The sequence below is a fragment of the Polynucleobacter sp. AP-Capit-er-40B-B4 genome, from assembly GCF_018882245.1.
GTDB lineage: Bacteria > Pseudomonadota > Gammaproteobacteria > Burkholderiales > Burkholderiaceae > Polynucleobacter.
In genome coordinates, this window is record NZ_JACVOV010000004.1 from 41,441 (window position 1) to 63,945 (window position 22,505).

Consider the following 22,505-nt stretch of genomic DNA (forward strand, 5'->3'; position numbering starts at 1 on the left):
ACTTCCTTATTGAACTTCTTCAGGGAAATATTTATGAATACAACGAATAGGGTTTGGTGCCGCTTGGCCAAGACCGCAAATAGAAGCGTCAACCATCACCGTGGCTAAGTCCTCTAAAGTCTCTTGATCCCAAGATTTAGCTTGCATCAACTTAGCGGCTTTACCTGTACCCACTCGGCAAGGCGTACATTGACCGCAGCTCTCATGCTCAAAGAAGTGCATGACGTTGAGTGCCATATCGCGTGCTTTATCTTTATCGCTAAACACCATTACTGCAGCAGAACCAATGAAGCAGCCATAAGGTTGCAAGGTATCAAAGTCGAGCGGAATGTCATTCATTGTCGCTGGCAAGATGCCGCCTGATGCTCCACCAGGTAAATAGCCGTAGAACTGATGACCATCTTGCATGCCACCGCAGTACTCATCAATCAACTCTTGAATCGTGATGCCAGCAGGAGCCAACTTCACGCCAGGCTTCTTCACGCGTCCGCTTACGCTAAAGCTACGTAGGCCTTTGCGATCATGGCGACCAAAAGAACTAAACCACTCAGGGCCACGCTGAACAATGTCGCGCACCCAGTAGAGGGTCTCAAAGTTATGCTCTAAGGTTGGGCGCCCAAACAATCCGACTTGAGCGATATATGGAGGACGCATACGCGGCTCACCACGCTTGCCCTCAATACTTTCGATCATGGCGGACTCTTCACCGCAGATATAAGCACCCGCTCCACGACGCAATTCAATCGTAGGTAATTTAAATGGTGGATTGGCCTTTAGCTTTGCCAACTCAGTCTCAAGCAACTCTCTACAGCCATGGTATTCATCGCGCAAGTAGATGTAGCAAGCATCGATACCGACTACGTTAGCGGCAATTAATAAACCTTCCAAGAAGCGATGTGGATCGCGCTCTAAGTAAGTACGGTCTTTAAACGTTCCTGGCTCGCCTTCGTCAATGTTCACAGCCATTAACTTAGGAGCAACTTGGTCTTTCACAATGCGCCATTTACGACCCGCCGGAAATCCTGCGCCACCTAATCCGCGTAGCCCAGAATTTTCCATGGCCTTAATGATGCTCTCGGCATCTTTCTTACCTTCGTGGATTTCTTTAGCAAGTGCATAACCGCCTTGCGCACGATAAGATTCGTAACCTACATAATCTGGAGAAAGGGCTTGCATCTCGCCTTGCGGTGAAACACCCTGCTCCGCTAATGCAGCAGGCTCAAACACAGCATCATCTTTAGCTATTGGCTGTGTGGTCAACTTGTTTTTTACAGCAGCAGAGACTTTATCGGTTGTAGCAAAGAGCACTGGGTACTGATGTACCACCGCTACAGGCGCCTGCTCACAACGCCCAACACACGGGGCTGCAATAACTTTGATATTCGAATTACCCAAGATGCCTGGCATTTTTGCTAGCAAATTTTGTGCGCCAGCCAACTCGCAAGCGATGCCATCGCAAACACGAATAGTGATGTCAGCAACTGGATCATTACCGCGCACGACTTCAAAGTGGTGATAGAAAGTGGCAACTTCATATACCTCTGCCATTGGCAGATTCATTTCCTTTGCTAAGGCAACTAAATGACGATCATGCAAAGCACGGTACTCATCGTTGAGCTTGTGAAGATTTTCAATAAGCAAATCTCTGCGATGCGGTGCATTTCCAATCAGTTTGCGCACTTCTGCAACAGAGGCATCATCAGCTTGACGACCCTTCAACTTGCTCTTACGACGAATGGTTTCCCTCAAATCATCTGCCGTTGCAACAGCAACCGCTTTGACTTCTCCAGAAGGCTTTGGATGATTCATATTTTGTAGTCTCTAATTTTTATATTTATTGCTTTGCACGAATGCAGAGTTTTTCCCATCTTGCCTACCAAAAGTCCTGCTAAGCCAAATACTTAGCAAACCAGCAATACGCAAAATAACGCTTTATTTTGGGTTATTTAATACCCCAAGTCCTTGACGGCGCTCAAGGACTTGAATTCAGGGTTTACCCTAGTTATAGAAGGGATGGAGAAGGCTTGTCGCCAGGAGGAAGTGAGTAATCCAACTTGCGCTCATAAAGGCGTGCTTTGTAGCAATCCTGATAGCCTTTGCTGCCAATTTGCCAGCCAATTGAAGTGCAGTCGTCTTGAGCGGCTGATTCAATGGAGCCGCAGCCAGTCAGACCTAAAACGGAAAGTACTGTAAAGATAGAGAAAATGCGCATTTTTGTTGAATTCATGACCTCAAGTCTACTTGATTCTGACCTCAACATCGAGTGGAATACCCTCTTTTCCTGCCTCAACTGTTTTGACCGCCCCCAGCTGAATGCGGTCCTTAAGGCTGGCGTCGGATTTGGTCATCAATCCGTAAGCAGTCTTGGCTCTAGCACTAGCCAATTCTTTTAGCTCGGCTTCAGTAATTTCTATGCCGGCAATCAGCTCATTGTGCAATTGCTCGTTACGCTGCTCGCTATACGGAAGCGTCAAAAGACGCTGCCCCAGCTTAATGCGCCCAATGTATTGAGCATAGGCAGACTTTAATCCTGACTGCACCCTGGGGTCAGATAAGCTTGGCGCAGGAATTGGCTCTCCTGGTATCAATTTAAATCCAGCATCTTTCAGAATGGCTGAGTCCGCTTTAGCCCTAGCAAGCTCTTTTCGATCTTGCACGGGATCATAGGTGCCAATAATCTCCAAGCTCGAATTGGGCCTCTTGATCAGATACTCTCCAAACTTCTCTAAACGATCCTGGTCGACCGCTAAAAATACCGCCTCGCCTGGAACGGCATTTACGCCCTCTTCACCACCAATACCAATCAATGCCGCTAAAGCTCTGAATGGTGCAGTAGCAATATTGCTTAAAACATTACTAATGGCCTGCCATACCAAGCCACTAGCACTAAATTCCGGAGAGTCGACATTGCCCGCAATTTTGACGGTGACATCGATGGTGTCATCAGAGTCTTCAAGCAAGGCAATTGCTAAACCTAATGGTAATTTTTTACCAGTAAAGTCTGGCACTTCATCACCCAGTACAACCTTCTTGATGATGATCTGATTACTACCGTTTAACTCGCCATCTTTTGCGCGGTAATTTAAGTTGAGGTTTAAGCGCCCACTCGCAATTTGGTAACCGGCAAATGTCATGACCGCAGGATTGAAAGCGCTTAAAGGCAAATTGCGGAACGTCATCAAGATGTCATGGTTACGACGTGGGTCATCAAAAGATGCTTGTCCTTTTGCTCGCATACTTCCGGAGCCTGCAACAACACCATCCATAGCAACAGTGGCAAAACGCCCGGGAATATTACTCACCCCTAAGAGAGTGGCATTGAATTTCTTCACATCCGCCTTGAAATGCGGACGCATCGCCAGGTCTGAGAAGAATACTTCACCATTCTTGAGGTTAGTGGAACGAATATCTAGATTAAATGAGGAAGCGTCCTTTGGTTTAGAGCTATCAACTGCTTCAGTTTTTTGTTCGCTTGCAGGCTTAGAAAACAATCTTCGGAAATTAGAAAATCCTTCTTCATTGATTTCAAATTGAAGCGTTGGTGAGTCAACAATCAACTCATCAATTGAAAGGCTATTGATGGGAGCTTGTTTTGATTTCAGGCTTTTATATTCAAACTGACGAATATCAGCCATCTTCCAAACAATCAGAGGATATTTTTGATCTTTCTCTAGAGCTGCCAAATCTGAAATATGAATGTCGCCTGCAACGATATCGGCATCAGGTCCAAACTTCATGGTGAGCGCTGAATTAATTGCGCCGCTTTTACCTATTAACTCTTTATTGGCCGGCAAGAGCGCAACGAGGGGAGCGATTGCCAGATTCTCAAGATCCAGCTTACCCTCTACAGCTTTTGAGTCTGTATTAAAGTCCCAGTGAGAGCGAATAGCGCCATCATCTAACTTCACATTCAGTTGCACACCTAACTTACCGGGTTGAGGATTATCCAATCCACCTGTAACGGCTACGCGCTGATAAGTAATGGTTTTGTTAATGCCAGGAACTAAGACTTGTAGTGCGCCAAGATTAAAGTCGTATTGACCACGGACACCTGTCACCACACCCTGCTTGTCGTAGTTGGCTACATCAAGCAACTTCATCGTAAAGGGCTTAAGCTCCTCCTTCAACTTCGTGGAGTCGTCTAACAAACTTAATGAGGCAGAACTCACTAGCAGCTCATCAATTGATATCTTGAGCGGTTTATTGGGCTCACCGGGATCTTTGGGTGGCATTGCTTTCTCAATAGCAGCAATAAATTCCTGCCAATTCCAGCTTCCTGAATGCGCGCCCTTAGATAGCCTCTTCTCTACCAGTATTTTTGGCTCGACTAATAAGATCTCATCAAAGCCCAGTTCACCCAGGGCCAATTTTGTCCATTTGACAGTGATGGATAGCTTTTTAAATTCCAGTAATTTTGCGCCACCTGACTTTGCTATATGAAGTCCATCTAGCTCTAATTTCAACCTTAATGGTGAAATGCTGAGATCTTGATAGGCAACCTCATAACCAATCTTGGCAGCAAATTCTGAAGCAGACTTTTTGATGAATCCAGGGACAAGGAGTTGAGCACCCGCCCAAAAAATAATGATGCAGGTGAGTATCAAGACACCAAACCTGATCAGCCATTTTTTGAGACGAGGTAATTGAGTTAAAAACATTCAATGCAATACAAAATAATCTACTAAGTTACAACAAATTATTGTGCAGGTGGAAAGCCAGCCTTTTGAGTCCACATATTATTAAAGACATTGATGATCGGCTTCTCATACACACCTGCTTTGGTGTACGGCTCATCTTTTAACCATGCATCCACATCCGCTCTACTCGGAAAGTCAATTGCAATCAAACTGCCCAAAGTGGTTTTTCCGTCTTCAGAAGTCAAGGGTCCAGCAAAAGCCATGCGATCAGCCATTTTGGCTAAATAGGCGCGGTGCTCAGGGCGTACTTGTACGCGCAAGTCAGCAGTGCCGGGACGATCCATTAATAACATTGTAAAAATCATATTTTCTCCTTTGCTTGGTTCTATTTTTAATGCCTAACTAACTAGATACTACGGGAAGTTACAAAAGAAAAACCACCCGAAGGTGGTTTAGGTATTACATGGCGGAAGGGGCGGGATTCGAACCCGCGGTAGGCTATTAACCTACGCACGCTTTCCAGGCGTGTGACTTAAACCGCTCATCCACCCTTCCGGAACCGATGATTATACGATTGCCGAAAGGGTTTCCTCTAAAAGCTTGTTTAGGGGCTTACAGAGACTCTTTGAGCTGGTCCAAGATGTGTGGATTTTCAAGGGTTGAGGTGTCTTGAGTAACCTCTTCGCCTTTAGCAATCACACGCAAGAGACGGCGCATGATCTTGCCAGAACGGGTCTTAGGCAAGTTATCACCAAAACGAACGTCCTTAGGCTTAGCAATCGGGCCAATCTCTTTACCAACCCAGTTACGCAATTCCGTAGCTAGCTTTTTAGCCTCTTCGCCTGTTGGGCGACCGCCTTTGAGCACTACGAATACGCAAATCGCTTCACCGGTTAATTCATCTGGGCGACCTACTACCGCAGCTTCAGCAACCAATGGGTTTGCAACTAAGCAAGATTCGATTTCCATAGTTCCCATACGGTGACCAGAAACGTTCAACACGTCATCAATACGGCCAGTAATAGTGAAGTAGCCAGTGTCTTTGTTACGGATTGCGCCGTCACCTGCTAAATACAGAGTACCGCCCAACTCTTCTGGGAAATAGGACTTCACGAAACGATCAGGATCATTCCAAATCGTACGAATCATAGAAGGCCATGGACGCTTCACAACCAAGATACCGCCTTGACCGTTAGGCACATCAACACCAGCTTCGTCAACGATCGCTGCCTGAATACCTGGCAATGGCAATGTGCATGAACCCGGAATCATTGGTGTTGCACCTGGCAATGGAGAAATCATGTGACCGCCAGTTTCTGTTTGCCAGAAAGTATCAGCGATTGGGCACTTGGAGTTACCAACATTCTCGTAGTACCACATCCAAGCCTCTGGATTAATTGGCTCACCTACTGAACCCAAGAGACGCAGTGATGACAAATCGTAGCTCTTTGGATGCACAGCTTGATCATTACTAGATGCTTTGATCAATGAACGAATTGCGGTTGGTGCTGTGTAGAAAATAGATGCTTTGTGTTTTTGGATCATGTCCCAGAAACGGCCAGCATTTGGATAGGTTGGCACGCCTTCAAACACAATCTCAGTAGCGCCAACTGCGAGTGGGCCATAAGTAATGTAGGAGTGACCTGTTACCCAACCAATGTCAGCGGTACACCAGAACACATCGTTTGGCTTGATGTCAAAGGTCCACTTCATTGTGAGAATAGCCCACAAGAGGTAACCACCAGTGGAGTGCTGTACACCCTTTGGCTTACCGGTTGAACCGGATGTATACAGAATGAACAATGGATGCTCAGCGCTTACCCACTCTGGCTCACAAGTAGCTGCTTCATTAGCAACGATTTCTTGCATCCAAACATCGCGACCTGCTTGCATAGCAACATCTGTGCCAGTGCGCTTACTCACGATGACATGCTTCACCTTAGGGCACTCACCTGTTGAGAGGGCTTCGTCACAAATGGCTTTCAATGGCAATGCTTTGCCGCCACGGAACTGGCCATCAGCAGTAATCACAGCAACTGCGCCAACGTCCATAATGCGATCGCGCAATGCTTGTGCAGAGAAGCCACCAAACACAACAGAGTGAATAGCGCCGATACGAGCGCACGCTTGCATAGCAACAATGCCTTCAATGGTCATTGCCATATAAATAATGACGCTATCGCCAGACTTCACACCCATCTTACGAAGTGCGTTTGCCATTTTGCAAACGCGCTCCAGCATCTCTTTGTAAGTTACTTTAGTAACAGTGCCGTCATCAGCTTCAAAAATGATGGCTGTCTTGTCGCCAAGACCAGCTTCAACTTGACGATCCAAACAGTTGTATGACGCATTGGTTGTGCCATCTTCAAACCATTTATAGAAAGGCGCTTTGGACTCATCTAAAACCTTAGTAAATGGTTTTTTCCAATAGATGTTCTCTTTAGCAAGGCGACCCCAGAAACCGTCGTAATCTGTATTTGCTTCATCACAAAGCTTCTTATAGGCCTCCATGCCTGGAATAGCCGCACCCTTTACAAACTCTGCAGGTGGGTTAAATACGCGGTTTTCTTGTTTTAATGGTTCCATGCTTCACAGCCCTCTATCAAATAATCAATAATCTAAAATCCACTACAAATGCGAAAAAATGTCGCAAAATGACAGGTTTACACCCTCAAGACCTTAGAAGATAAGTGAAAACACGGGGGATTTGCTCTATGGCAAACCCTTAAAATAGGGCAAACCTTACTAATAATGTGGAAATAAGCACAAAACCATGACAAATATTAAACAAAATGACCTTATTCAGAGCGTTGCAGACGCGTTCCAGTTCATCTCCTACTACCATCCCAAGGACTTCATTACCGCCTTGGGTAAGGCTTATGAGCTAGAACAGGGTCATGGGGCTAAGGATGCTATTGCTCAAATTTTGACCAATAGCCGCATGTGCGCCGAAGGTCACCGCCCAATGTGTCAAGACACGGGTATTGCGGTGGTTTTCCTCAAAATTGGTATGAATGTGCAATGGCCCGATGCCACGATGAGCGTTACTGATATGGTGAATGAAGGTGTACGTCGCGCTTACCTGAATCCTGACAATACCTTGCGCGCTTCAGTATTAACTGACCCAGCTGGCAAACGTAAAAACACTGGGGACAATACCCCTGCGGTTATTCATTACGAAATCGTTCCAGGCGACGATGTGGAAGTGATTTGCGCCGCTAAAGGTGGTGGCTCAGAAAACAAAGCCAAGATGGTGATGCTCAACCCTTCCGACTCTATCGTGGATTGGGTTCTCAAAACTGTTCCTACTATGGGTGCCGGCTGGTGCCCTCCCGGTATTTTAGGTATTGGTATTGGCGGTACACCAGAAAAAGCCATGCTCATGGCTAAAGAGTCTTTGATGGAACCGATTGATATTCAGGATCTGATTGCTCGTGGCGCCAAAACCCGTGCAGAAGAATTGCGCTTAGAACTTTATGAAAAAGTTAACAAGCTTGGTATTGGTGCACAAGGCCTTGGTGGTTTAGCTACTGTTCTCGATATCAAGATCATGGAATACCCAACCCATGCTGCTTCATTACCGGTAGCAATGATTCCAAACTGCGCGGCTACCCGTCACGTGCATTTCCATTTACATGGTGATGGCCCTGCTAAATTAGAAAAACCTTCGCTATCTGACTGGCCAGACGTGACTTGGACTCCAGATATTCAAAAATCTAAGCGCGTGAATATGGACACCCTTACCGCCGAAGAAGTGGCGAGCTGGAAGCCAGGCGAGACTTTATTGCTCAATGGCAAAATTTTGACTGGACGCGATGCTGCTCATAAGCGCATTCAAGATATGCTCGCCAAAGGTGAAGAGTTGCCGGTGAGCTTTAAGAATCGCGCAATCTACTATGTCGGACCGGTTGATCCAGTGCGTGATGAGGCAGTTGGTCCAGCAGGCCCTACTACCGCTACTCGTATGGACAAGTTCACGGAGATGATGCTTGCTAAGACAGGCTTAATCACCATGATTGGTAAAGCGGAACGTGGTCCTGTAGCAATTGAGGCGATTAAGAAACATAAGTCGGCTTACCTCATGGCAGTTGGCGGCGCTGCTTACTTGGTTTCTAAAGCGATTCAAACCTCAAAGGTTGTTGGCTTTGCTGACTTGGGCATGGAAGCGATTTATGAGTTTGATGTCAAGGACATGCCGGTGACGGTTGCCGTGAACTCAGAGGGCATCTCTATGCACGAGACTGGACCTAAAGAGTGGCAAGCCAAGATTGCTGGTATTCCAGTCAAGGTGGCTTAATTACTGAATTAGTAATTTATCTATAGACACCGGCAATTCATTGGCACTCATCGGAGTATTTGATTCTGGCGTTGGAGGCCTATCCATTTTGGATGAGGCTCTGCGTCAGCTTCCACAGCATGATTACATCTATCTTGCCGACTCTGCGAATGCGCCCTATGGTGAAAAATCCAGCGACTGGATAACGAAGCGTAGTCTTGTACTCTGCCGCCATTTAGCAGATCAAGGCTGCGATGCCATTGTGATTGCTTGCAATACTGCTACGGCTGAAGCAATTAAACAAATTCGCGAGCAGCTATCTATTCCTATTATTGGTGTTGAGCCCGGCATTAAGCCAGCAGCCATGCAGTCGCAGAATCATATTGTGGGAGTCTTGGCGACAGAAGCAACACTGAAAAGCGATAAATTCAACGCCTTATTGGCAACATTGCCAAGTGATTGTCTGTTCATCAAACAAGCTGGTGCTGGCTTAGTACCCTTGATTGAATCCGGTAAAGCTGATGGTCAAGAGACGCTAGAGCTGTTGGCCAAACATCTGGAACCAATTCAGGATGCCGGCGCTGACACCATCGTGCTTGGTTGTACGCACTACCCTTTCCTCAGAAAAGCCATCCGCAAATTGCTTGGCGAATCTATCACGCTAATTGATACAAGCGATGCGGTTGTCAGACAACTAAAGAGACAATTAGATGCTCTTAAGCCTAGCGGTTCTATCTCAGAATTTGGATCAGTACTTTTACTCAGCAGCAAGAATGAGAATTTACTGCTATCGATGGCACAAGATTTAATGTCAGCCGACTTGGCATCGCACGCAGTAGAAGCACACATTTTGGGTGAAGTTCGATGAGCGCTTTACTAAAAAAATTAGATGCTCATCTACCGTTTAATAAAAACGAACGCATCATCATTGGTATCGTACTGATCTTGCACGCTTTACCTGCGTTAGAGTTTATACATCTCAGCAAACGTCCTCCTCCAATGGACGATACGCGCGTCATGGCAAATTTAGTGAGTCCAGAGGCTAGCAAGACTCAACAAGCCCCAGCTGCTACTCCACCAAAACCCAAAGAAGAGAAGAAAGTAGCAAAAGAAAAACCTCAAGAAAAACCGGCAGAGAAACCGAGTCCTACACAGGCGCAACAGCCTCCACAGCAACAAAACCAATCTCAGAGTAAATCGGAGTCACAGCCACAGAATGCAGCGGTAGCCCCTGCAACCAGTGGGGGTGCTAGCGGAACTCCGATTCAAACGGACATTGGTAAACTAGTCGTGGTTTATCAGCCTGATGCCGATGCTTATTACCCCTCTTTTTCGAAACGCTCCGGCGAACAGGGAACCGTTGTAGTCCGTTTGATTATTGATGAAACAGGTAGCGTAGAAGATGTAGCATTACTGCAATCAAGCACATTCCCTAGATTGGATCGTGCTGCTTCTGAAATTGGTAAACGCTATCGCTTTAAACCTTTTGTAGTAAACGGCTCGCCCCAACGAATTTCAACTAATCTCTTAATTAAATTTAACCTCAAGAATTAATCAATATGAATACACCATTTGGCATAGCAAATCTTTGGCTTGAAGGCGATGCGATTACGAGATTCGTAGCAATTGCTTTACTTACCTGCTCCATTGTGACCTGGGTAATTTTGCTCACTCGACTTTGGGATCTGCGTAATCTTCGCAAACTGAAACCTGAGCTTGAGCAATTCTGGCGTGCCACTTCATTTGATGATGGCCTAAAAGCATTTAGCAACCATGCATCTAATCCCTATTATCAAATTGCGAAGTTGGCGACCAAGGCATCAGCCCATCACCAAAATCAATCCTCCAATCACCGTGAATTACTGCAAACACTGAACTACTCTGAGTGGATGGCTAGAAGCGTTAAGAACAGCATTGATACCATTGCTGCTGGACTACAAAAAGGTTTGACCTTCCTGGGCTCTACTGGCGCGATTGCTCCATTCATTGGCCTCTTCGGAACAGTTTGGGGCATCTACCATGCACTGATCGCCATCAGCAGCTCTGGTAGTGCACAGATTGATCAAGTTGCAGGCCCCATTGGTGAGGCACTCATCATGACTGCTTTCGGTTTAGCGGTAGCTATCCCTGCGGTTCTGGCATTTAATGCTATTAATCGTGCCAACAAATTATTTGTGGCGGACTTAAATCGTTTTGGTAATGACTTATTAGCCTACTTTGTTACTGGTGCACGCGTTAACTCCGGGGAATAATCATGTCTTTTCATATTCAAGACGACCAAACCGACGACAGCATCATGTCGGAAATCAACATGACGCCGATGGTGGACGTGATGTTGGTGCTACTGATTATTTTCATCATCACCCTTCCTGTCATTCAACAGGCAGTGAAGGTGGAATTACCTAAGGCAAACAGTGTTCGCAATGAAGTGAAGCCGGAGTCAGTTCAGCTTTCAATTGATGCCAATGGACAAATCTTCTGGAACAGCACACCAATTGATCTCAAAACTTTTGATGGTTATGCAGAGAAAGCTGCTCAGAAAGAGCCGCAGCCAGAAATTAACCTACGGGCCGACAAATCAGTCAAGTATGAGTATGTGGCGCAAGTACTGGCAGCCTCGCGCCGCGCCGGCCTTACTAAATTGGGATTTGTGACTGAACCCAACTAATTCTCGTTTGCTTATATTTGGATTTATTTAGCCTTATAAGGCATTTTCGAGAGCAAGCAAGTTTCTTCGCTGGTGTGGGTACCATTGCCAATAGTTGCACCCAAAATACCGCCCTGTATTTTTTCCACCTTCTTAAACTTGCCCGTGACTGGATCAAGAGTAATGTTGGTAATGACGCTACCTGCAGGATAAGCAACACCCATCACCTCTTCCGGTTGAAACTTGGCTTCTATCAATATCAAAATATTCGGACGCGCCAGAGTAATACTCTTCACCACCTGGGATCCAAATGCATCGGACTGGTCTAGATCACGGTCATCTAAAAATACTTTGGCTTTTTGACTTCCAGAAGCCAGCATAAGCTTCATTGCATACTCTTCGGTATAACCCTTTTCAGTACGCTTGCAATTGAATTCCATAACATCAACGCCCCATGCGAGTGCAGGAGCAATCGTCAAGCAAGAGCAAATGAGAAGTTTGGGTAAATTCATAAATGAGGTATGAGTGTCTTTGGTGCCCGAGGCCGGAATCGAACCGGCACGACTTTTTTGAGTCGGCAGATTTTAAATCTGCTGTGTCTACCGATTTCACCACTCGGGCTCGCACTAAATAATAAAGCCGTGCTAAATAAATCAAGACAGGGCAAATTTTAGCATGCAAGCCCCTAGAGCCCCTTTTGCCCTACTAGCTCAGGCTAGGCTAGGCAAAACAACTAAAATATCCTAATGAAATTACCGGGAAAATCCACTGGACTCAACAAGCTTTTGCGGGCCAGCCTATGGCTTGCTGGACTATGTTCAGCAGTCGTCTTGGCAATAGTTATTGCCTACCTATATTCCGCCCAATCCAATATCTCCGGTAAGCGGACCATTAAAAGCCTTGGCGACTCCATAGTCATCTCTTTTGATGAGGTCGATATTCCCCACATCAAAGCCAAAAGTCAGGCAGATGCCTACTTTGCATTAGGTTACCTTCATGCCAATCAGCGCTCATGGCAAATGGAAATGAATCGTCGCATTGCCAGCGGTCGACTCTCAGAAATTCTAGGCAGCGATACCGTCAAAATTGATCGCTTTGTACGCACCTTAGGCATCAAGCGTGCGGCAGAACGTCAATTTGATCGCTACCCCGTTTCTGCTAAGCGTTTATTACAAGCCTATGCAGACGGTGTGAATGCAGGTAACGCGCAACTCGGATGGGCGCTGCCGATTGAGTACTTCTTGACTGGATCAAAGCCAGGTCATTGGTCTCCAACCGATAGCGTTGCCTGGATGCTCATGATGGCTTATGACCTTGGCGGTAATTGGCATAAAGAATTACAAAGGCTCGAGCTTTCCCAGTACCTGAGCACTAAACAAGTGTGGGAAGTTATCCCACCGAATGAACCTGGCGAGCCTGTCAGTAATATGGATTTCTCCAAGCTCTACAAAGAGCTCAAAGTGTTTCATCCAAGCCCTGGGCCAGCTGAAGCCAAGCCTGCAAATTTGCCAGCGACTGAATTAAGTCAATGGGATCAGCTGGGCGGGAAAGATGGCATCGGCTCAAATAACTGGGCTATCAGCGGAAAGCTGAGCACCTCCGGCAAGCCATTACTGGCCAATGATCCACACCTAGGGCTATCCGCGCCAGCCATTTGGTACTTTGCCCATCTTGAAGCGCCGGGGTTGAATGTGATTGGCGGAACCTTGCCTGGAATCCCAGCCGTAGTCCTAGGCAGAACAGATAAGTTTGCATGGAGCTTCACCAATACCGGCCCCGATGTGCAGGACTTATACATCGAGCAAATTGATACAAAAAATCCTGGCATGTACCGCGGTCCCGATGGCCTGCTTCCTTTTAAAGTTCATCAAGAAATTATTGATATCAAAGGGGCTCCATCCCTTACCTTTTTGGTAAAAGAAACTAGGCATGGCCCCGTTATCTCAGACTCCTATGCGCGCGCTAAACGGACAATTGATGCCAATCGCTATGCACTAGCGCTCCGCTGGACAGCGCTTGATATAGAAAATCAATCAGTTGCTGGTTTATTAGAAATCAATCGCGCCACTGATCTCGATCAATTTAAGCAAGCACTACGTAAAAATTATGCCCCTATGCAAAACGTAGTGATGGCAGATACAGAAGGCAATATTGCATATCAAGCGGCTGGTATTGCGCCAAAAAGACAATTGCATCATGGCTTATACGGCGTGGCACCTGCCCCTGGTTGGGAGAGGCAATATGACTGGAATGGGTACGTTCCTTTTGAGCAACTTCCTGCCAGCAGCAATCCCGAGCAAGGCTGGATTGCCACAGCTAATCAAAAAATCATTGCGGCTAATGACCCCAATCCATTAACCGGCGACTGGGAAATGCCAACCCGATACAACCGCATTGTCGATCTGATTAAATCTAAGAACGTTCATTCATTTGATGATATGAAAACGATCCAAGGAGATACGCTCTCGCTGGGTGCCACGCCATTGCTTGAGCTCTTTAAGTCCAGCCAGTCCTCACATCCCTTGAGCACTCAAGCTATGGAGATCGCTAGAAATTTTGATGGCGACATGAGGGTTGATAGCGCAGGGGCTCTTATTTTTAACGCCTGGGTAGACCAGCTGACGCGCAATCTTTTTTCACGCTTGAGTTATTTGTTCACCGAGAATTACGGCGCAAGAAACTATCGTGCGCCACTATTGAATCAGTTGCAAAATCCAAACAGCCCTTGGTGCGATAACCCTAAAACTGAAAAAATTGAATCGTGTTCAGAATCAGCAAACCTTGCCCTAGATAAAGCCTTGGATTATTTAAGCAAAGAGTATGGCAATGATCCCAAATCCTGGACATGGGGCAAAGCACATATTGCCATCTCCGAGCATCGACCATTTAGCAAAGTTCCTTTGTTAGGAAGCTTATTTAATATCAAAACCCCGTTCCCCGGCGATAGCTTTTCAGTCAATGTAGGACGACTGGAGCTTTTGCTTTCAAGAAATCCCTATGAGACACTGCAGGCCCCCAGCTTACGGACGGTTTATGATTTATCAGATCTAGAAAAGTCCGTCTTTATCTATCAAACAGGCCAATCTGGGTGGGTACAAAGCAAGCTGTATCGCAATATGAACGCTTTGTGGGCTAACAATGAATACCTCCCATTGCAAATGAAGTCTGAAAAGATCAGCCGCCAGCTAGAATTGAGTAATAAGTAGCCTGCCCAAGTGATATTGGCAGATAAACGCGGGCTAGTTAAAATGGAACAACAACGTCAACAGTCATTACCAAGGATTCAATACCAATGAAATCGATTACCGCCCTACTTACTCTGTTCGCCGCATTATTTGTCAGCGGAAATGCTTCGGCTGCTTGGCAGGAGATTGGTAAAAATGATCAATCCGTTGTTTTTGTAGATACTGCTACTCTTCAAAACCAGGGCAATGTAGCGCAGATCATGTCGATGTTGGACTTTAAAAAACCCGGACAAGATCCGCAAACCAAAGAAAACGTCAACTCGATTATTGGTTTGAATGAATATGATTGCAGCACAGGGAAATACCGCCCGCTTGAATTTAAAGTCTTTACTGGAAACCGCGGCAAAGGCAAAGTAGTGGTAGATCAAAAAACTCCTGACAGCATTTTTGAAGCCATCCCAAATGGTTCATGGGCCGCTGGAGTATTTAATGTTGCGTGTCGCAGCAAGTAAATATTCCCGTCGGGGGTTTAAGACCGCCCTCTGTTTTAGCTTAATCTGCATCATCGGTTTATTGACTGCCTGCGCTGCGCCATTAGCAATGCTCAGTAGCTCGGGTACTGCTGTGGCAAGCTCTGCAGGGACTGCTGCAGTCGCCAACCCTGGGACTGCAGTAAGCCTAGCCTCAACCGCCGCTACAGGAAAGTCGCCACTCGAGCATGCCGCCTCTGCAGCAACCAAAAAAGAATGTAGCTTCTTTAATGTCATTGACTCCAAGCCTATCTGTATTGAGGTATTTTTACCCACAGTGACAGATAAAAGTGAGCCGCTATTGGGTCCGGCAGACACTAACAGTAGCGCAGCCAAGTAATGCCCCTTTACATACCCCTCCTAGGGTAAACAGACTAAAATTGACACTTATTAGCAAAGAACTGACGATTGAATATGGCTACAGAAAATTACTACCTCACGCTTACCTGCCCCAACAAGCCCGGAATTGTGGCAGCAGTCTCTACTTATATTTTTGAACTGGGTGGCGACATTGAAGAAGCCCAACAGTTTGATGACAAGGCCTCCAAGCGATTCTTTATGCGGGTGAGTTTTAGCTGCCCTGCGAATGCAGACTCTTTGAGAGCTGGATTTTTAGAAATTGCCAAGCGCTTTGAGCTTACTTGGGAATTGCGTGCAGTAAAAGACCTCAAGCGCGTATTAATCATGGCCTCAAAATTAGATCATTGCTTAGTTGACCTACTCTACCGTTGGCGCATTGGTGAGCTACCGATGATTATCTGCGGCATTGTTTCTAACCACCCTCGTGATGTCTATGCCAGCATTGATTTTGCTGATATCCCCTTTTATCACTTACCTGTCACTGCAGAAACGAAGCCAGCACAGGAAGCCAAACTCTTAGAGATCATTGCAGAGACTAAAGTAGATATGGTGATCTTGGCTCGCTACATGCAGATCTTGTCTGATGATTTATCAACCAAGCTTTCTGGGCGCTGCATTAACGTACATCACTCATTCTTGCCTAGCTTTAAAGGCGCAAAACCCTACCATCAGGCTCATGCTCGCGGCATCAAACTGATTGGCGCAACTGCTCATTTTGTCACTAGTGATTTAGATGAAGGCCCGATCATTGAGCAAGACGTTACTCGCGTTACGCATGGCGATACGCCGGATGATTTAGTGCGTAAAGGACGTGATTTAGAGCGTACCGTTCTATCTAGAGCTTTACGCTACTACCTACATGATCGCGTTCTCATTAACGGTGCAACTTCAGTAGTCTTCTCTGATTAATTTAGTAGAAGCTATTTGCTAGGGTCTTACTCCTGGAGACTCCAGAGGTAAGCCTCTAGCACGCCACATCAGAAATAACTCTAGCTGCGCCATCTCTAGCGAACCATATTCAAACTGTTGTGCCCTGACACCACTCATGCAGTTACGAAGTCGACGTTGCACAGAACCCAAGGTTTGCCATTCCAAACGGTAAATTGGGTAAGCATTAGGGTGCCCCTGCGGAATGAGACTTCCACCGAGCTTCAGACCCGCCCTATCCTCATGGCATTGGGCACAAGATAAATTAAGTTGCCCCATCCTCTCATTAAATGTCTGGCGACCCTTCTTTAAAAAAGGTGCATTTGCTGAAGTCTCGCTGATAGAGATGGGCATACCTTTTGATTGAAAAGCGACAAAGGCCGTCAGCGCAAGAAGATCTTTACTCTCATAAGCCAATGCGGATGTTCCCTGAGCTCCAACGCGACATTGATTAATTTGCCCTTCCAGGGTTTGCAATTGACCTTTAATCACCTTTGGAAACTGAGTCGCAACACCACGCATGGATTTCTTTGCATCGCCATGACAAGAGCTGCAGGACTTATTTTGTGAGCCCATTTTTTGTTGCCATAAAGTCTCGCCGTCACCCACCCAAAACATCGCAGGATTTAATAAGGGGTCATCCTGCATAGCCTTATTTTCTGCAGACATCAACTCATAGCTAGATTGTTGCTTTAATGGAGGATCTTTAGGAGCGCCTTGTACAGGCGAGCTGCCCAGTGTGAAAAAGATACCGCTAAGAAATAGAGAAAGAGCTAAGTTCACGAAACTGTAATGCGCGCTTGATTGACTGCCTCATAACCACCGTCCCCTACCCATCTAAATTCAAGGGTTCCAGATTCCACCGCAACTGTAGTAAAGATGATTAATGGGTTCGCGCCAATGCCAGAATAAAAATCTGCTTTGAACACCTCTACATTGTTATAGGTGCAAGTAAAGGTACGAATAATGTCACGAGGAATCTGCTTACCGCCTTCGGTATAACGAAAACCCGACTCCATATCGTGCTGCGCAATCGCGCGAATCTCAATAATGGAATCCTTCTTTGTCGTTGCCGGCATGGTAATAGATGTGCGGGAGGTTTTACTCATACCATCTCCGTACATGCAGAAAGAGTGACCAGGGTTTCAGCTGAGCCTCGCCAAAAACTACCGTTACTCATCTCTGCAATTGCCCAGACTCTTTGACTGTCGGCTAAACGCACGCGAGTGGTTACGTTTGCGGTACCTGAACGCGGGGTTAAGTAAACGGTAAAGATGTTGGGCGAAGGATTGGCTTCTGCTATGACATGAATTGTCTTCACGTAATCGTTAGCCGTCATTGGGCTATCCACGTTTACCTTTAAAACCACTAAATTTCCGTTTTCCACCAATGGAGGGATCGTCAAAGTCACCTTGCCATCATTAATGGCAGCTCCGCCAGTGATTTTTTTAATCGCCTCATCTACATCCTCTTTTTTTGCAAAGGCTTTAAGAGGAATTAAGCAAGTACCCAGGGCCAATAGTCCAAGTCCTTGAACTTGCTTTAACCAGTGTCGCCGATGATGGTGAATGGTTTTATTCATCTTCATTTGAAATGTCTCATTCATTATTTAATGTCACTAAAAACGCAATGACGTCTTCTATCTCTTGACCGCTCAATATGGTTTGCCCAGCAAATTTAGTGGCTACCCGGTTGAGATTGCTGGTTTGGTAATAAGACGGCATGATGGTTTGAGGATTAAAGTGTGCTGCATTCACAATACGCGCCCGCAGTTGTGGTGCATTCAAACGCGCTACGCTTGCTTTGAGTTCTGGAGCCAAGTTACCCTGAAAGCGCTCTTCCGGAAAGGGCCCGCTGTGACACAACAAACACAACCCAGTTTGACGACTTGTCACAATAGCTCGACCACGTACTGGATCACCGGACTCAACAGAAAGGGATTCGATAATCGAATCCCCTTTAATCACTTGAGCGTTTGCAACTTGGAGATTGAGGATGCCTAGCAATACTAACGCTAGCGCGACCCTCTTTCTCATGGACACAATTTCAATAAGCCAACTCTTAAACCAGCTTAATACCGCTGTTTTTCAGAGGGACCGTGCGCAGGCGTTTGCCAGTTGCACGATAAATGGCATTCAGCACTGCTGGTGCAGCAACCGCAATCGTTGGCTCCCCTACTCCACCCCAGTCCTTACCGCCACCTTGAATGATGATGGTTTCAACTTTAGGCATTTGAGAGAGGCGGATTGAGTTGAAGGTGTCGAAGTTCTTCTGAACAACGGCGCCTTTTTCAATCGTGATCTCTTCTTCAAATAATGCAGACAAGCCATACACGAATGAACCAGATACCTGGCGAGCCACTTGCGCAGGATTGACAACGTAACCTGGGTCAGTCGCAGCAACGATACGATGAATCTTCACTTCGTTGCCGTTGGTCACCGAAAGTTCACAGGCAGCAGCTACATAACTACCAAATGAGCGCATTTGAGCAACACCACGGAATACACCTGGTTTAGCTGGAGTGTTCCAACCAATGCCATCAGCTACAGCATTGAGCACCGCTACCGCACGTGGGAACTTTTCCATGTGCTTACGACGGAACTCGACCGCATCAACGCCAGTAGCCTCAGCCATTTCATCCATGAAGGTTTCGATAAAGATCGCATTTTGGTTCACGTTCACGCCGCGCCAGAATCCTGGTGGCACGGTTGTATTACGCATCGCATAATCAATATTGAGATTGGGGAAGCTGTAGGTAATTCCATGTTCACCAGTCGGATCTACACCTTGGAATGCCAAAGGATCTTTACCTTTATTTGCTGCCACAACAGCTGGACGTACAGCAGCCAAAATAGATTGACCAGATAAACGCATATTGACTGCTGTTACGTTCTTCTTGTCATCGATTGCAGCAGACATCTTGCACATCATTACCGGGTGGTAACGACCTTGCGTCATGTCTTCTTCGCGAGTCCAAATTAACTTGATCGGCGTGCCTGGCATTTGCTTAGCAATATTCACCGCTTGTGTTGTGTAATCCTGGAAAGCACCGCGGCGACCAAAGCCACCACCCAAGTTCACTTTGTACACATTACATTTATCAGCTGGCAAACCAGAGGCGGCGATAACAGCAGCCAATGAAGCCTCACCGTCTTGTGTTGGCACCCAAGCCTCGCATGAGTCTGCAGTCCACTTCGCAGTAGCGGTTTGTGGCTCTAGCGTTGCATGATTTAAGAATGGATAAAAGTAGGTCGCTTCCAATGTCTTGGCTGCGCTGGACATGGCTGCTTTAACATCGCCGTTTGTGTTGTGGGGGAAAGCATCGTCCGCCTTAAGACCCTCTTCCAACATCTTCTTGATGCCGGCACTAGAAAGATCGCCGTTTGAACCGTTATCCCAAACAATATTGACTTGGTCTAAAGCGGTTTTAGCCTGCCAGAAAGTGTCAGCAACAACTGCTACCGCGGAGTCGCCAACCTGTACGACTTTCTTGACGCCCTTCATGCTTTGGGCTTTAGCTGCATCGTAGCTCTTTACTTTGCCGCCGAATACTGGTGATTCCTTGATGTTAGCTACCAACATGCCTGGCATCTTTAAATCGATTGCATACACCTGTTTGCCAGTAACTTTGTCAGATACGCCGTCAATACGATTTACAGACTTACCAATGAGATTCCACTCCTTTGGATCCTTGAGTGGTACATCTTTAGGCACCTCTAACTGGGATGCGGCAACAGATACTTTGCCGAAAGTCGTTTTCTTGCCAGAAGGTGTGTGCGTGATGACGCTGTCTTTTGCAACACACTCTCCAGCAGGAACATTCCATTGATTAGCAGCAGCTTGAATCAACATCATGCGAGCTACAGCACCGCCTTTGCGAACATATTGTTCGGAAGTACGAATACCGCGGCTACCACCTGTTGAATAACTTCCCCAGACTTTATTGCGCTTTAAATTCTCGCCCGGAGATGGGTAGTCATAAGAAACCTTTTTCCAGTCGCACTGCAACTCTTCTGCAACCATCTGTGCTAAACCAGTAATAGTGCCTTGACCCATTTCAGAACGAACAATGCGCACAACTACATCATCGTTTGGCTTCACCACTACCCACACACCAATTTCTGGTGTGGCTAATGGAGTCATTGCTGTTGTGCCGGTACCCATTGCAGCATGAGCAGTAGACATGAAAGAGAGATCAAAACCAATTGCTAGACCAGTGGCAATTGCACTGGAACCAATAACGAAGTGGCGGCGGGAAGTATTTGTATTTGTAGTCATGTAATTTCCCCTTAAGCCTTGCTTACAGCATGAATAGCTGCACGTACTTCTTGGAAAGTACCGCAACGGCAGATATTAGTAATGGCCGCATCGATTTGCGCATCTGTAGGCTTTGGTGTATTCCGCAACAAAGCCGTAGTTGCCATCACCATGCCAGATTGGCAGTAACCACACTGAGGAACTTGGTTATCAACCCAAGCTTTTTGCACTTTAGATAATTGACCATTCTTTTCTAAACTTTCAATGGTCTCAATTCTTTTACCTTCTGCAGCAGAAACAGGAATTGCGCAACTACGTAGAGCCTGACCTTCGAATAGAACTGTACAAGCGCCACATGCACCAATGCCACAACCATATTTAGTTCCAGTTAATCCAATTTGTTCGCGGATTACCCAAAGCAAAGGGGTCTCTGGATCTACATCCAGCTTGTACTTTTTGCCATTCACATTTAGTTCGGCCATGCGTGCTCTCCTGTTAAGTCTTTTATCGTTCTTAGGGCATTAAAAATACCCCTGCTTTTAGTACGTTCATCTTAACCAAGAATTAATTTATTGCTTTGCAACATAAATTATTGAGCAGTAAGATCAAGGCATGATTTCTGGTCTTGTACAAATCCTTCTCTTTCAAAGTCTTGGCGAGCTTGCCTCTAAGTTTCTACTACCGACGCTACCTGGACCGGTTATCGGGCTAGTACTTCTAGTTCTATGGCTGGTTTTACGCAAAGGCATCAATTCCGATCTGGCAATGGTTGCCGACGGTTTCAGCCAATACCTTGGCCTACTCTTTGTTCCTGCGGCTGTTGGCGTCGTGTTATTTCTGCCTCAATTACAAGCCAATGCACTAGCCATTATTAGCGCCCTGATTGGCAGCGTCATACTCACCATCGCCTCTAGTGCTCTCGTCGCACGCCTACTGAGCAAGAAAGAATCTCATGAGTGAAAAGCACTCCATAGTCGAGATATGGGTCTACTTATCCGGTAGCCCCCTCTTTGCCCTATTTATTACCCTAGCTGCTTATCAAATCGGCTTAGCCATTTACAAGGCAACGCACCAGAATCCGCTAGCTAATCCTGTAGCGATTGCCATTCTGATTGTGGCGAGCATGATTCAGTTTATTGAAATGCCCTACTCAACCTATTTTGAGGGCGCCCAATTTATTCACTTCTTATTAGGCTCGGCGACAGTTTCTTTGGCAATCCCGATCTATCGCGGCTTGAGTAGCCTGAAGGGTCGCTCGGTTCCTTTAATTGCCTCACTTTGTACTGGCGGCTTAGTGTCGATTATTAGCGCAGTAGGTATTGCCACTCTTTTTGGCGCGGACTCCAGCATTACCGGGGCCATGTATCCCAAATCAGTCACCGCTCCAATTGCCATGGGTATAGCCGAGCGTATCGGCGTCTCGCCTACTCTCACCGCAATCTTTGCCGTCAGCACCGGAATACTAGGTGCCATCTTGGCACCTTTTGCTCTAAATGCATTGGGAATGAAAGCATGGTGGCAAAGAGGCTTCGCTATTGGAATTGGAGCGCACGGCATTGGCACCTCACGCGCCTTTAGTATTCATCCTGAAGCGGGAACCTATGCCAGCCTAGCGATGGGAATGAACGGCGTAGTGAGCGCCGTTGCTATCCCTGTGATTTATCACTTATTTAATAAGTGATGGTT

Annotated in this window: 23 protein-coding genes and 2 tRNA genes; 11 read left to right on the forward strand and 14 right to left on the reverse strand. The window is 46.4% G+C overall.

Going from position 1 to position 22,505, the window contains the following annotated elements; genetic code table 11:
- Positions 1 to 6: 6 nt before the first annotated feature.
- From ICN19_RS09470 to acs, 6 genes are all read right to left on the reverse strand, one after another.
- Positions 7 to 1,809 carry an NAD(P)H-dependent oxidoreductase subunit E gene (locus ICN19_RS09470; protein ID WP_216247392.1) on the reverse strand — a complete coding sequence of 601 codons (1,803 nt, stop codon included), beginning with the start codon at positions 1,807 to 1,809 and terminating at the stop codon, positions 7 to 9.
- Between the two features lie 193 nt (positions 1,810 to 2,002).
- Positions 2,003 to 2,227 (reverse strand): hypothetical protein, encoded by a 225-nt coding sequence (locus ICN19_RS09475; protein ID WP_216247394.1) that lies wholly within the window; start codon positions 2,225 to 2,227, stop codon positions 2,003 to 2,005.
- Positions 2,228 to 2,237: 10 nt separating this feature from the next.
- Positions 2,238 to 4,658 carry a DUF748 domain-containing protein gene (locus ICN19_RS09480; RefSeq protein WP_216247395.1) on the reverse strand — a complete coding sequence of 807 codons (2,421 nt, stop codon included), beginning with the start codon at positions 4,656 to 4,658 and terminating at the stop codon, positions 2,238 to 2,240.
- A gap of 38 nt (positions 4,659 to 4,696) precedes the next feature.
- Positions 4,697 to 5,002, reverse strand: a complete 306-nt coding sequence (locus ICN19_RS09485) for a YciI family protein (RefSeq protein WP_216247397.1) — start codon at positions 5,000 to 5,002, stop codon at positions 4,697 to 4,699.
- Between the two features lie 99 nt (positions 5,003 to 5,101).
- Positions 5,102 to 5,192: transfer RNA gene (locus ICN19_RS09490), tRNA-Ser, on the reverse strand.
- Between the two features lie 57 nt (positions 5,193 to 5,249).
- Positions 5,250 to 7,223, reverse strand: coding sequence for an acetate--CoA ligase (gene acs, locus ICN19_RS09495; protein WP_216247399.1), 1,974 nt, complete (start codon positions 7,221 to 7,223; stop codon positions 5,250 to 5,252).
- Between the two features lie 187 nt (positions 7,224 to 7,410).
- On the opposite strand from acs, the gene ICN19_RS09500 reads away from it, so the two are divergent.
- The 5 genes from ICN19_RS09500 to ICN19_RS09520 are packed head-to-tail and all read left to right on the forward strand — an operon-like array spanning position 7,411 to position 11,581.
- Positions 7,411 to 8,934 carry a fumarate hydratase gene (locus ICN19_RS09500; protein WP_216247401.1) on the forward strand — a complete coding sequence of 508 codons (1,524 nt, stop codon included), beginning with the start codon at positions 7,411 to 7,413 and terminating at the stop codon, positions 8,932 to 8,934.
- Between the two features lie 40 nt (positions 8,935 to 8,974).
- Positions 8,975 to 9,781 (forward strand): glutamate racemase, encoded by an 807-nt coding sequence (gene murI / locus ICN19_RS09505; protein ID WP_216247403.1) that lies wholly within the window; start codon positions 8,975 to 8,977, stop codon positions 9,779 to 9,781.
- Positions 9,778 to 10,467 carry an energy transducer TonB gene (locus ICN19_RS09510; protein WP_216247405.1) on the forward strand — a complete coding sequence of 230 codons (690 nt, stop codon included), beginning with the start codon at positions 9,778 to 9,780 and terminating at the stop codon, positions 10,465 to 10,467. The genes murI and ICN19_RS09510 overlap by 4 nt, the downstream gene beginning before the upstream one ends.
- A 5-nt stretch (positions 10,468 to 10,472) precedes the next feature.
- Positions 10,473 to 11,165 carry a MotA/TolQ/ExbB proton channel family protein gene (locus ICN19_RS09515; protein ID WP_216247408.1) on the forward strand — a complete coding sequence of 231 codons (693 nt, stop codon included), beginning with the start codon at positions 10,473 to 10,475 and terminating at the stop codon, positions 11,163 to 11,165.
- A 2-nt stretch (positions 11,166 to 11,167) separates the two neighbouring features.
- Positions 11,168 to 11,581 carry a biopolymer transporter ExbD gene (locus ICN19_RS09520; RefSeq protein WP_216247410.1) on the forward strand — a complete coding sequence of 138 codons (414 nt, stop codon included), beginning with the start codon at positions 11,168 to 11,170 and terminating at the stop codon, positions 11,579 to 11,581.
- A gap of 23 nt (positions 11,582 to 11,604) precedes the next feature.
- Here the strand turns inward: ICN19_RS09520 and ICN19_RS09525 are convergent, their stop codons facing one another.
- Both ICN19_RS09525 and ICN19_RS09530 read right to left on the reverse strand, forming a co-directional pair.
- Positions 11,605 to 12,072 (reverse strand): hypothetical protein, encoded by a 468-nt coding sequence (locus ICN19_RS09525; RefSeq protein ID WP_255537000.1) that lies wholly within the window; start codon positions 12,070 to 12,072, stop codon positions 11,605 to 11,607.
- 20 nt (positions 12,073 to 12,092) lie between these two features.
- Positions 12,093 to 12,181: transfer RNA gene (locus ICN19_RS09530), tRNA-Leu, on the reverse strand.
- 125 nt (positions 12,182 to 12,306) lie between these two features.
- On the opposite strand from ICN19_RS09530, the gene ICN19_RS09535 reads away from it, so the two are divergent.
- From ICN19_RS09535 to purU, 4 genes are all read left to right on the forward strand, one after another.
- Positions 12,307 to 14,766, forward strand: coding sequence for a penicillin acylase family protein (locus ICN19_RS09535; RefSeq protein WP_216247413.1), 2,460 nt, complete (start codon positions 12,307 to 12,309; stop codon positions 14,764 to 14,766).
- A gap of 86 nt (positions 14,767 to 14,852) precedes the next feature.
- Entirely contained in the window at positions 14,853 to 15,257 is a 405-nt protein-coding gene (locus tag ICN19_RS09540) for a surface-adhesin E family protein (RefSeq protein ID WP_216247415.1), read from the forward strand.
- Entirely contained in the window at positions 15,235 to 15,615 is a 381-nt protein-coding gene (locus tag ICN19_RS09545; protein WP_216247417.1) for a hypothetical protein, read from the forward strand. The genes ICN19_RS09540 and ICN19_RS09545 overlap by 23 nt, the downstream gene beginning before the upstream one ends.
- Positions 15,616 to 15,689: 74 nt before the next feature.
- Positions 15,690 to 16,544, forward strand: a complete 855-nt coding sequence (gene purU / locus ICN19_RS09550; RefSeq protein ID WP_216247420.1) for a formyltetrahydrofolate deformylase — start codon at positions 15,690 to 15,692, stop codon at positions 16,542 to 16,544.
- 18 nt (positions 16,545 to 16,562) lie between these two features.
- On the opposite strand, the gene soxA is transcribed toward purU, so the two are convergent.
- From soxA to ICN19_RS09580, 6 genes are read right to left on the reverse strand one after another with little or no spacing between them, the layout of a single operon-like run.
- The gene (gene soxA, locus ICN19_RS09555; RefSeq protein WP_370625200.1) at positions 16,563 to 17,345 is read right to left on the reverse strand and encodes a sulfur oxidation c-type cytochrome SoxA; all 783 of its coding nucleotides are present in this window, start codon (positions 17,343 to 17,345) and stop codon (positions 16,563 to 16,565) included.
- Positions 17,342 to 17,671: a thiosulfate oxidation carrier complex protein SoxZ gene (locus ICN19_RS09560; RefSeq protein WP_216247423.1), complete on the reverse strand. Its 330-nt coding sequence runs from the start codon at positions 17,669 to 17,671 to the stop codon at positions 17,342 to 17,344. Before ICN19_RS09560 ends, soxA begins: the two co-directional genes overlap by 4 nt.
- Positions 17,668 to 18,150, reverse strand: coding sequence for a SoxY-related AACIE arm protein (locus ICN19_RS09565; protein ID WP_216247428.1), 483 nt, complete (start codon positions 18,148 to 18,150; stop codon positions 17,668 to 17,670). The genes ICN19_RS09560 and ICN19_RS09565 overlap by 4 nt, the downstream gene beginning before the upstream one ends.
- A gap of 10 nt (positions 18,151 to 18,160) precedes the next feature.
- Entirely contained in the window at positions 18,161 to 18,598 is a 438-nt protein-coding gene (gene soxX / locus ICN19_RS09570; RefSeq protein ID WP_216247430.1) for a sulfur oxidation c-type cytochrome SoxX, read from the reverse strand.
- Between the two features lie 25 nt (positions 18,599 to 18,623).
- Positions 18,624 to 20,840 carry a molybdopterin cofactor-binding domain-containing protein gene (locus tag ICN19_RS09575; protein ID WP_216247443.1) on the reverse strand — a complete coding sequence of 739 codons (2,217 nt, stop codon included), beginning with the start codon at positions 20,838 to 20,840 and terminating at the stop codon, positions 18,624 to 18,626.
- A gap of 11 nt (positions 20,841 to 20,851) precedes the next feature.
- Positions 20,852 to 21,301, reverse strand: coding sequence for a (2Fe-2S)-binding protein (locus ICN19_RS09580; protein ID WP_216247445.1), 450 nt, complete (start codon positions 21,299 to 21,301; stop codon positions 20,852 to 20,854).
- A 130-nt stretch (positions 21,302 to 21,431) separates the two neighbouring features.
- Between ICN19_RS09580 and ICN19_RS09585 the strand changes: the two genes are divergently transcribed.
- Entirely contained in the window at positions 21,432 to 21,779 is a 348-nt protein-coding gene (locus tag ICN19_RS09585; protein WP_216247446.1) for a CidA/LrgA family protein, read from the forward strand.
- The gene (locus ICN19_RS09590) at positions 21,772 to 22,500 is read left to right on the forward strand and encodes an LrgB family protein (RefSeq protein ID WP_216247448.1); all 729 of its coding nucleotides are present in this window, start codon (positions 21,772 to 21,774) and stop codon (positions 22,498 to 22,500) included. Before ICN19_RS09585 ends, ICN19_RS09590 begins: the two co-directional genes overlap by 8 nt.
- Positions 22,501 to 22,505 lie beyond the last annotated feature (5 nt).

Bases quoted from the DNA above. Each gene is read 5' to 3' on its own strand.
- ICN19_RS09545 (WP_216247417.1), top strand. From the start codon at position 15,235: ATGTTGCGTGTCGCAGCAAGTAAATATTCCCGTCGGGGGTTTAAGACC.
- acs (WP_216247399.1), bottom strand. From the start codon at position 7,223: ATGGAACCATTAAAACAAGAAAACCGCGTATTTAACCCACCTGCAGAG.
- ICN19_RS09480 (WP_216247395.1), bottom strand. From the start codon at position 4,658: ATGTTTTTAACTCAATTACCTCGTCTCAAAAAATGGCTGATCAGGTTT.
- ICN19_RS09585 (WP_216247446.1), top strand. From the start codon at position 21,432: ATGATTTCTGGTCTTGTACAAATCCTTCTCTTTCAAAGTCTTGGCGAG.
- purU (WP_216247420.1), top strand. From the start codon at position 15,690: ATGGCTACAGAAAATTACTACCTCACGCTTACCTGCCCCAACAAGCCC.
- ICN19_RS09510 (WP_216247405.1), top strand. From the start codon at position 9,778: ATGAGCGCTTTACTAAAAAAATTAGATGCTCATCTACCGTTTAATAAA.
- ICN19_RS09565 (WP_216247428.1), bottom strand. From the start codon at position 18,150: ATGAAGATGAATAAAACCATTCACCATCATCGGCGACACTGGTTAAAG.
- ICN19_RS09475 (WP_216247394.1), bottom strand. From the start codon at position 2,227: ATGAATTCAACAAAAATGCGCATTTTCTCTATCTTTACAGTACTTTCC.
- ICN19_RS09515 (WP_216247408.1), top strand. From the start codon at position 10,473: ATGAATACACCATTTGGCATAGCAAATCTTTGGCTTGAAGGCGATGCG.
- ICN19_RS09560 (WP_216247423.1), bottom strand. From the start codon at position 17,671: ATGAGTAAAACCTCCCGCACATCTATTACCATGCCGGCAACGACAAAG.
- ICN19_RS09580 (WP_216247445.1), bottom strand. From the start codon at position 21,301: ATGGCCGAACTAAATGTGAATGGCAAAAAGTACAAGCTGGATGTAGAT.
- ICN19_RS09520 (WP_216247410.1), top strand. From the start codon at position 11,168: ATGTCTTTTCATATTCAAGACGACCAAACCGACGACAGCATCATGTCG.
- ICN19_RS09540 (WP_216247415.1), top strand. From the start codon at position 14,853: ATGAAATCGATTACCGCCCTACTTACTCTGTTCGCCGCATTATTTGTC.
- ICN19_RS09470 (WP_216247392.1), bottom strand. From the start codon at position 1,809: ATGAATCATCCAAAGCCTTCTGGAGAAGTCAAAGCGGTTGCTGTTGCA.
- ICN19_RS09535 (WP_216247413.1), top strand. From the start codon at position 12,307: ATGAAATTACCGGGAAAATCCACTGGACTCAACAAGCTTTTGCGGGCC.
- ICN19_RS09525 (WP_255537000.1), bottom strand. From the start codon at position 12,072: ATGAATTTACCCAAACTTCTCATTTGCTCTTGCTTGACGATTGCTCCT.
- ICN19_RS09500 (WP_216247401.1), top strand. From the start codon at position 7,411: ATGACAAATATTAAACAAAATGACCTTATTCAGAGCGTTGCAGACGCG.
- ICN19_RS09485 (WP_216247397.1), bottom strand. From the start codon at position 5,002: ATGATTTTTACAATGTTATTAATGGATCGTCCCGGCACTGCTGACTTG.
- ICN19_RS09590 (WP_216247448.1), top strand. From the start codon at position 21,772: ATGAGTGAAAAGCACTCCATAGTCGAGATATGGGTCTACTTATCCGGT.
- ICN19_RS09575 (WP_216247443.1), bottom strand. From the start codon at position 20,840: ATGACTACAAATACAAATACTTCCCGCCGCCACTTCGTTATTGGTTCC.
- soxX (WP_216247430.1), bottom strand. From the start codon at position 18,598: ATGAGAAAGAGGGTCGCGCTAGCGTTAGTATTGCTAGGCATCCTCAAT.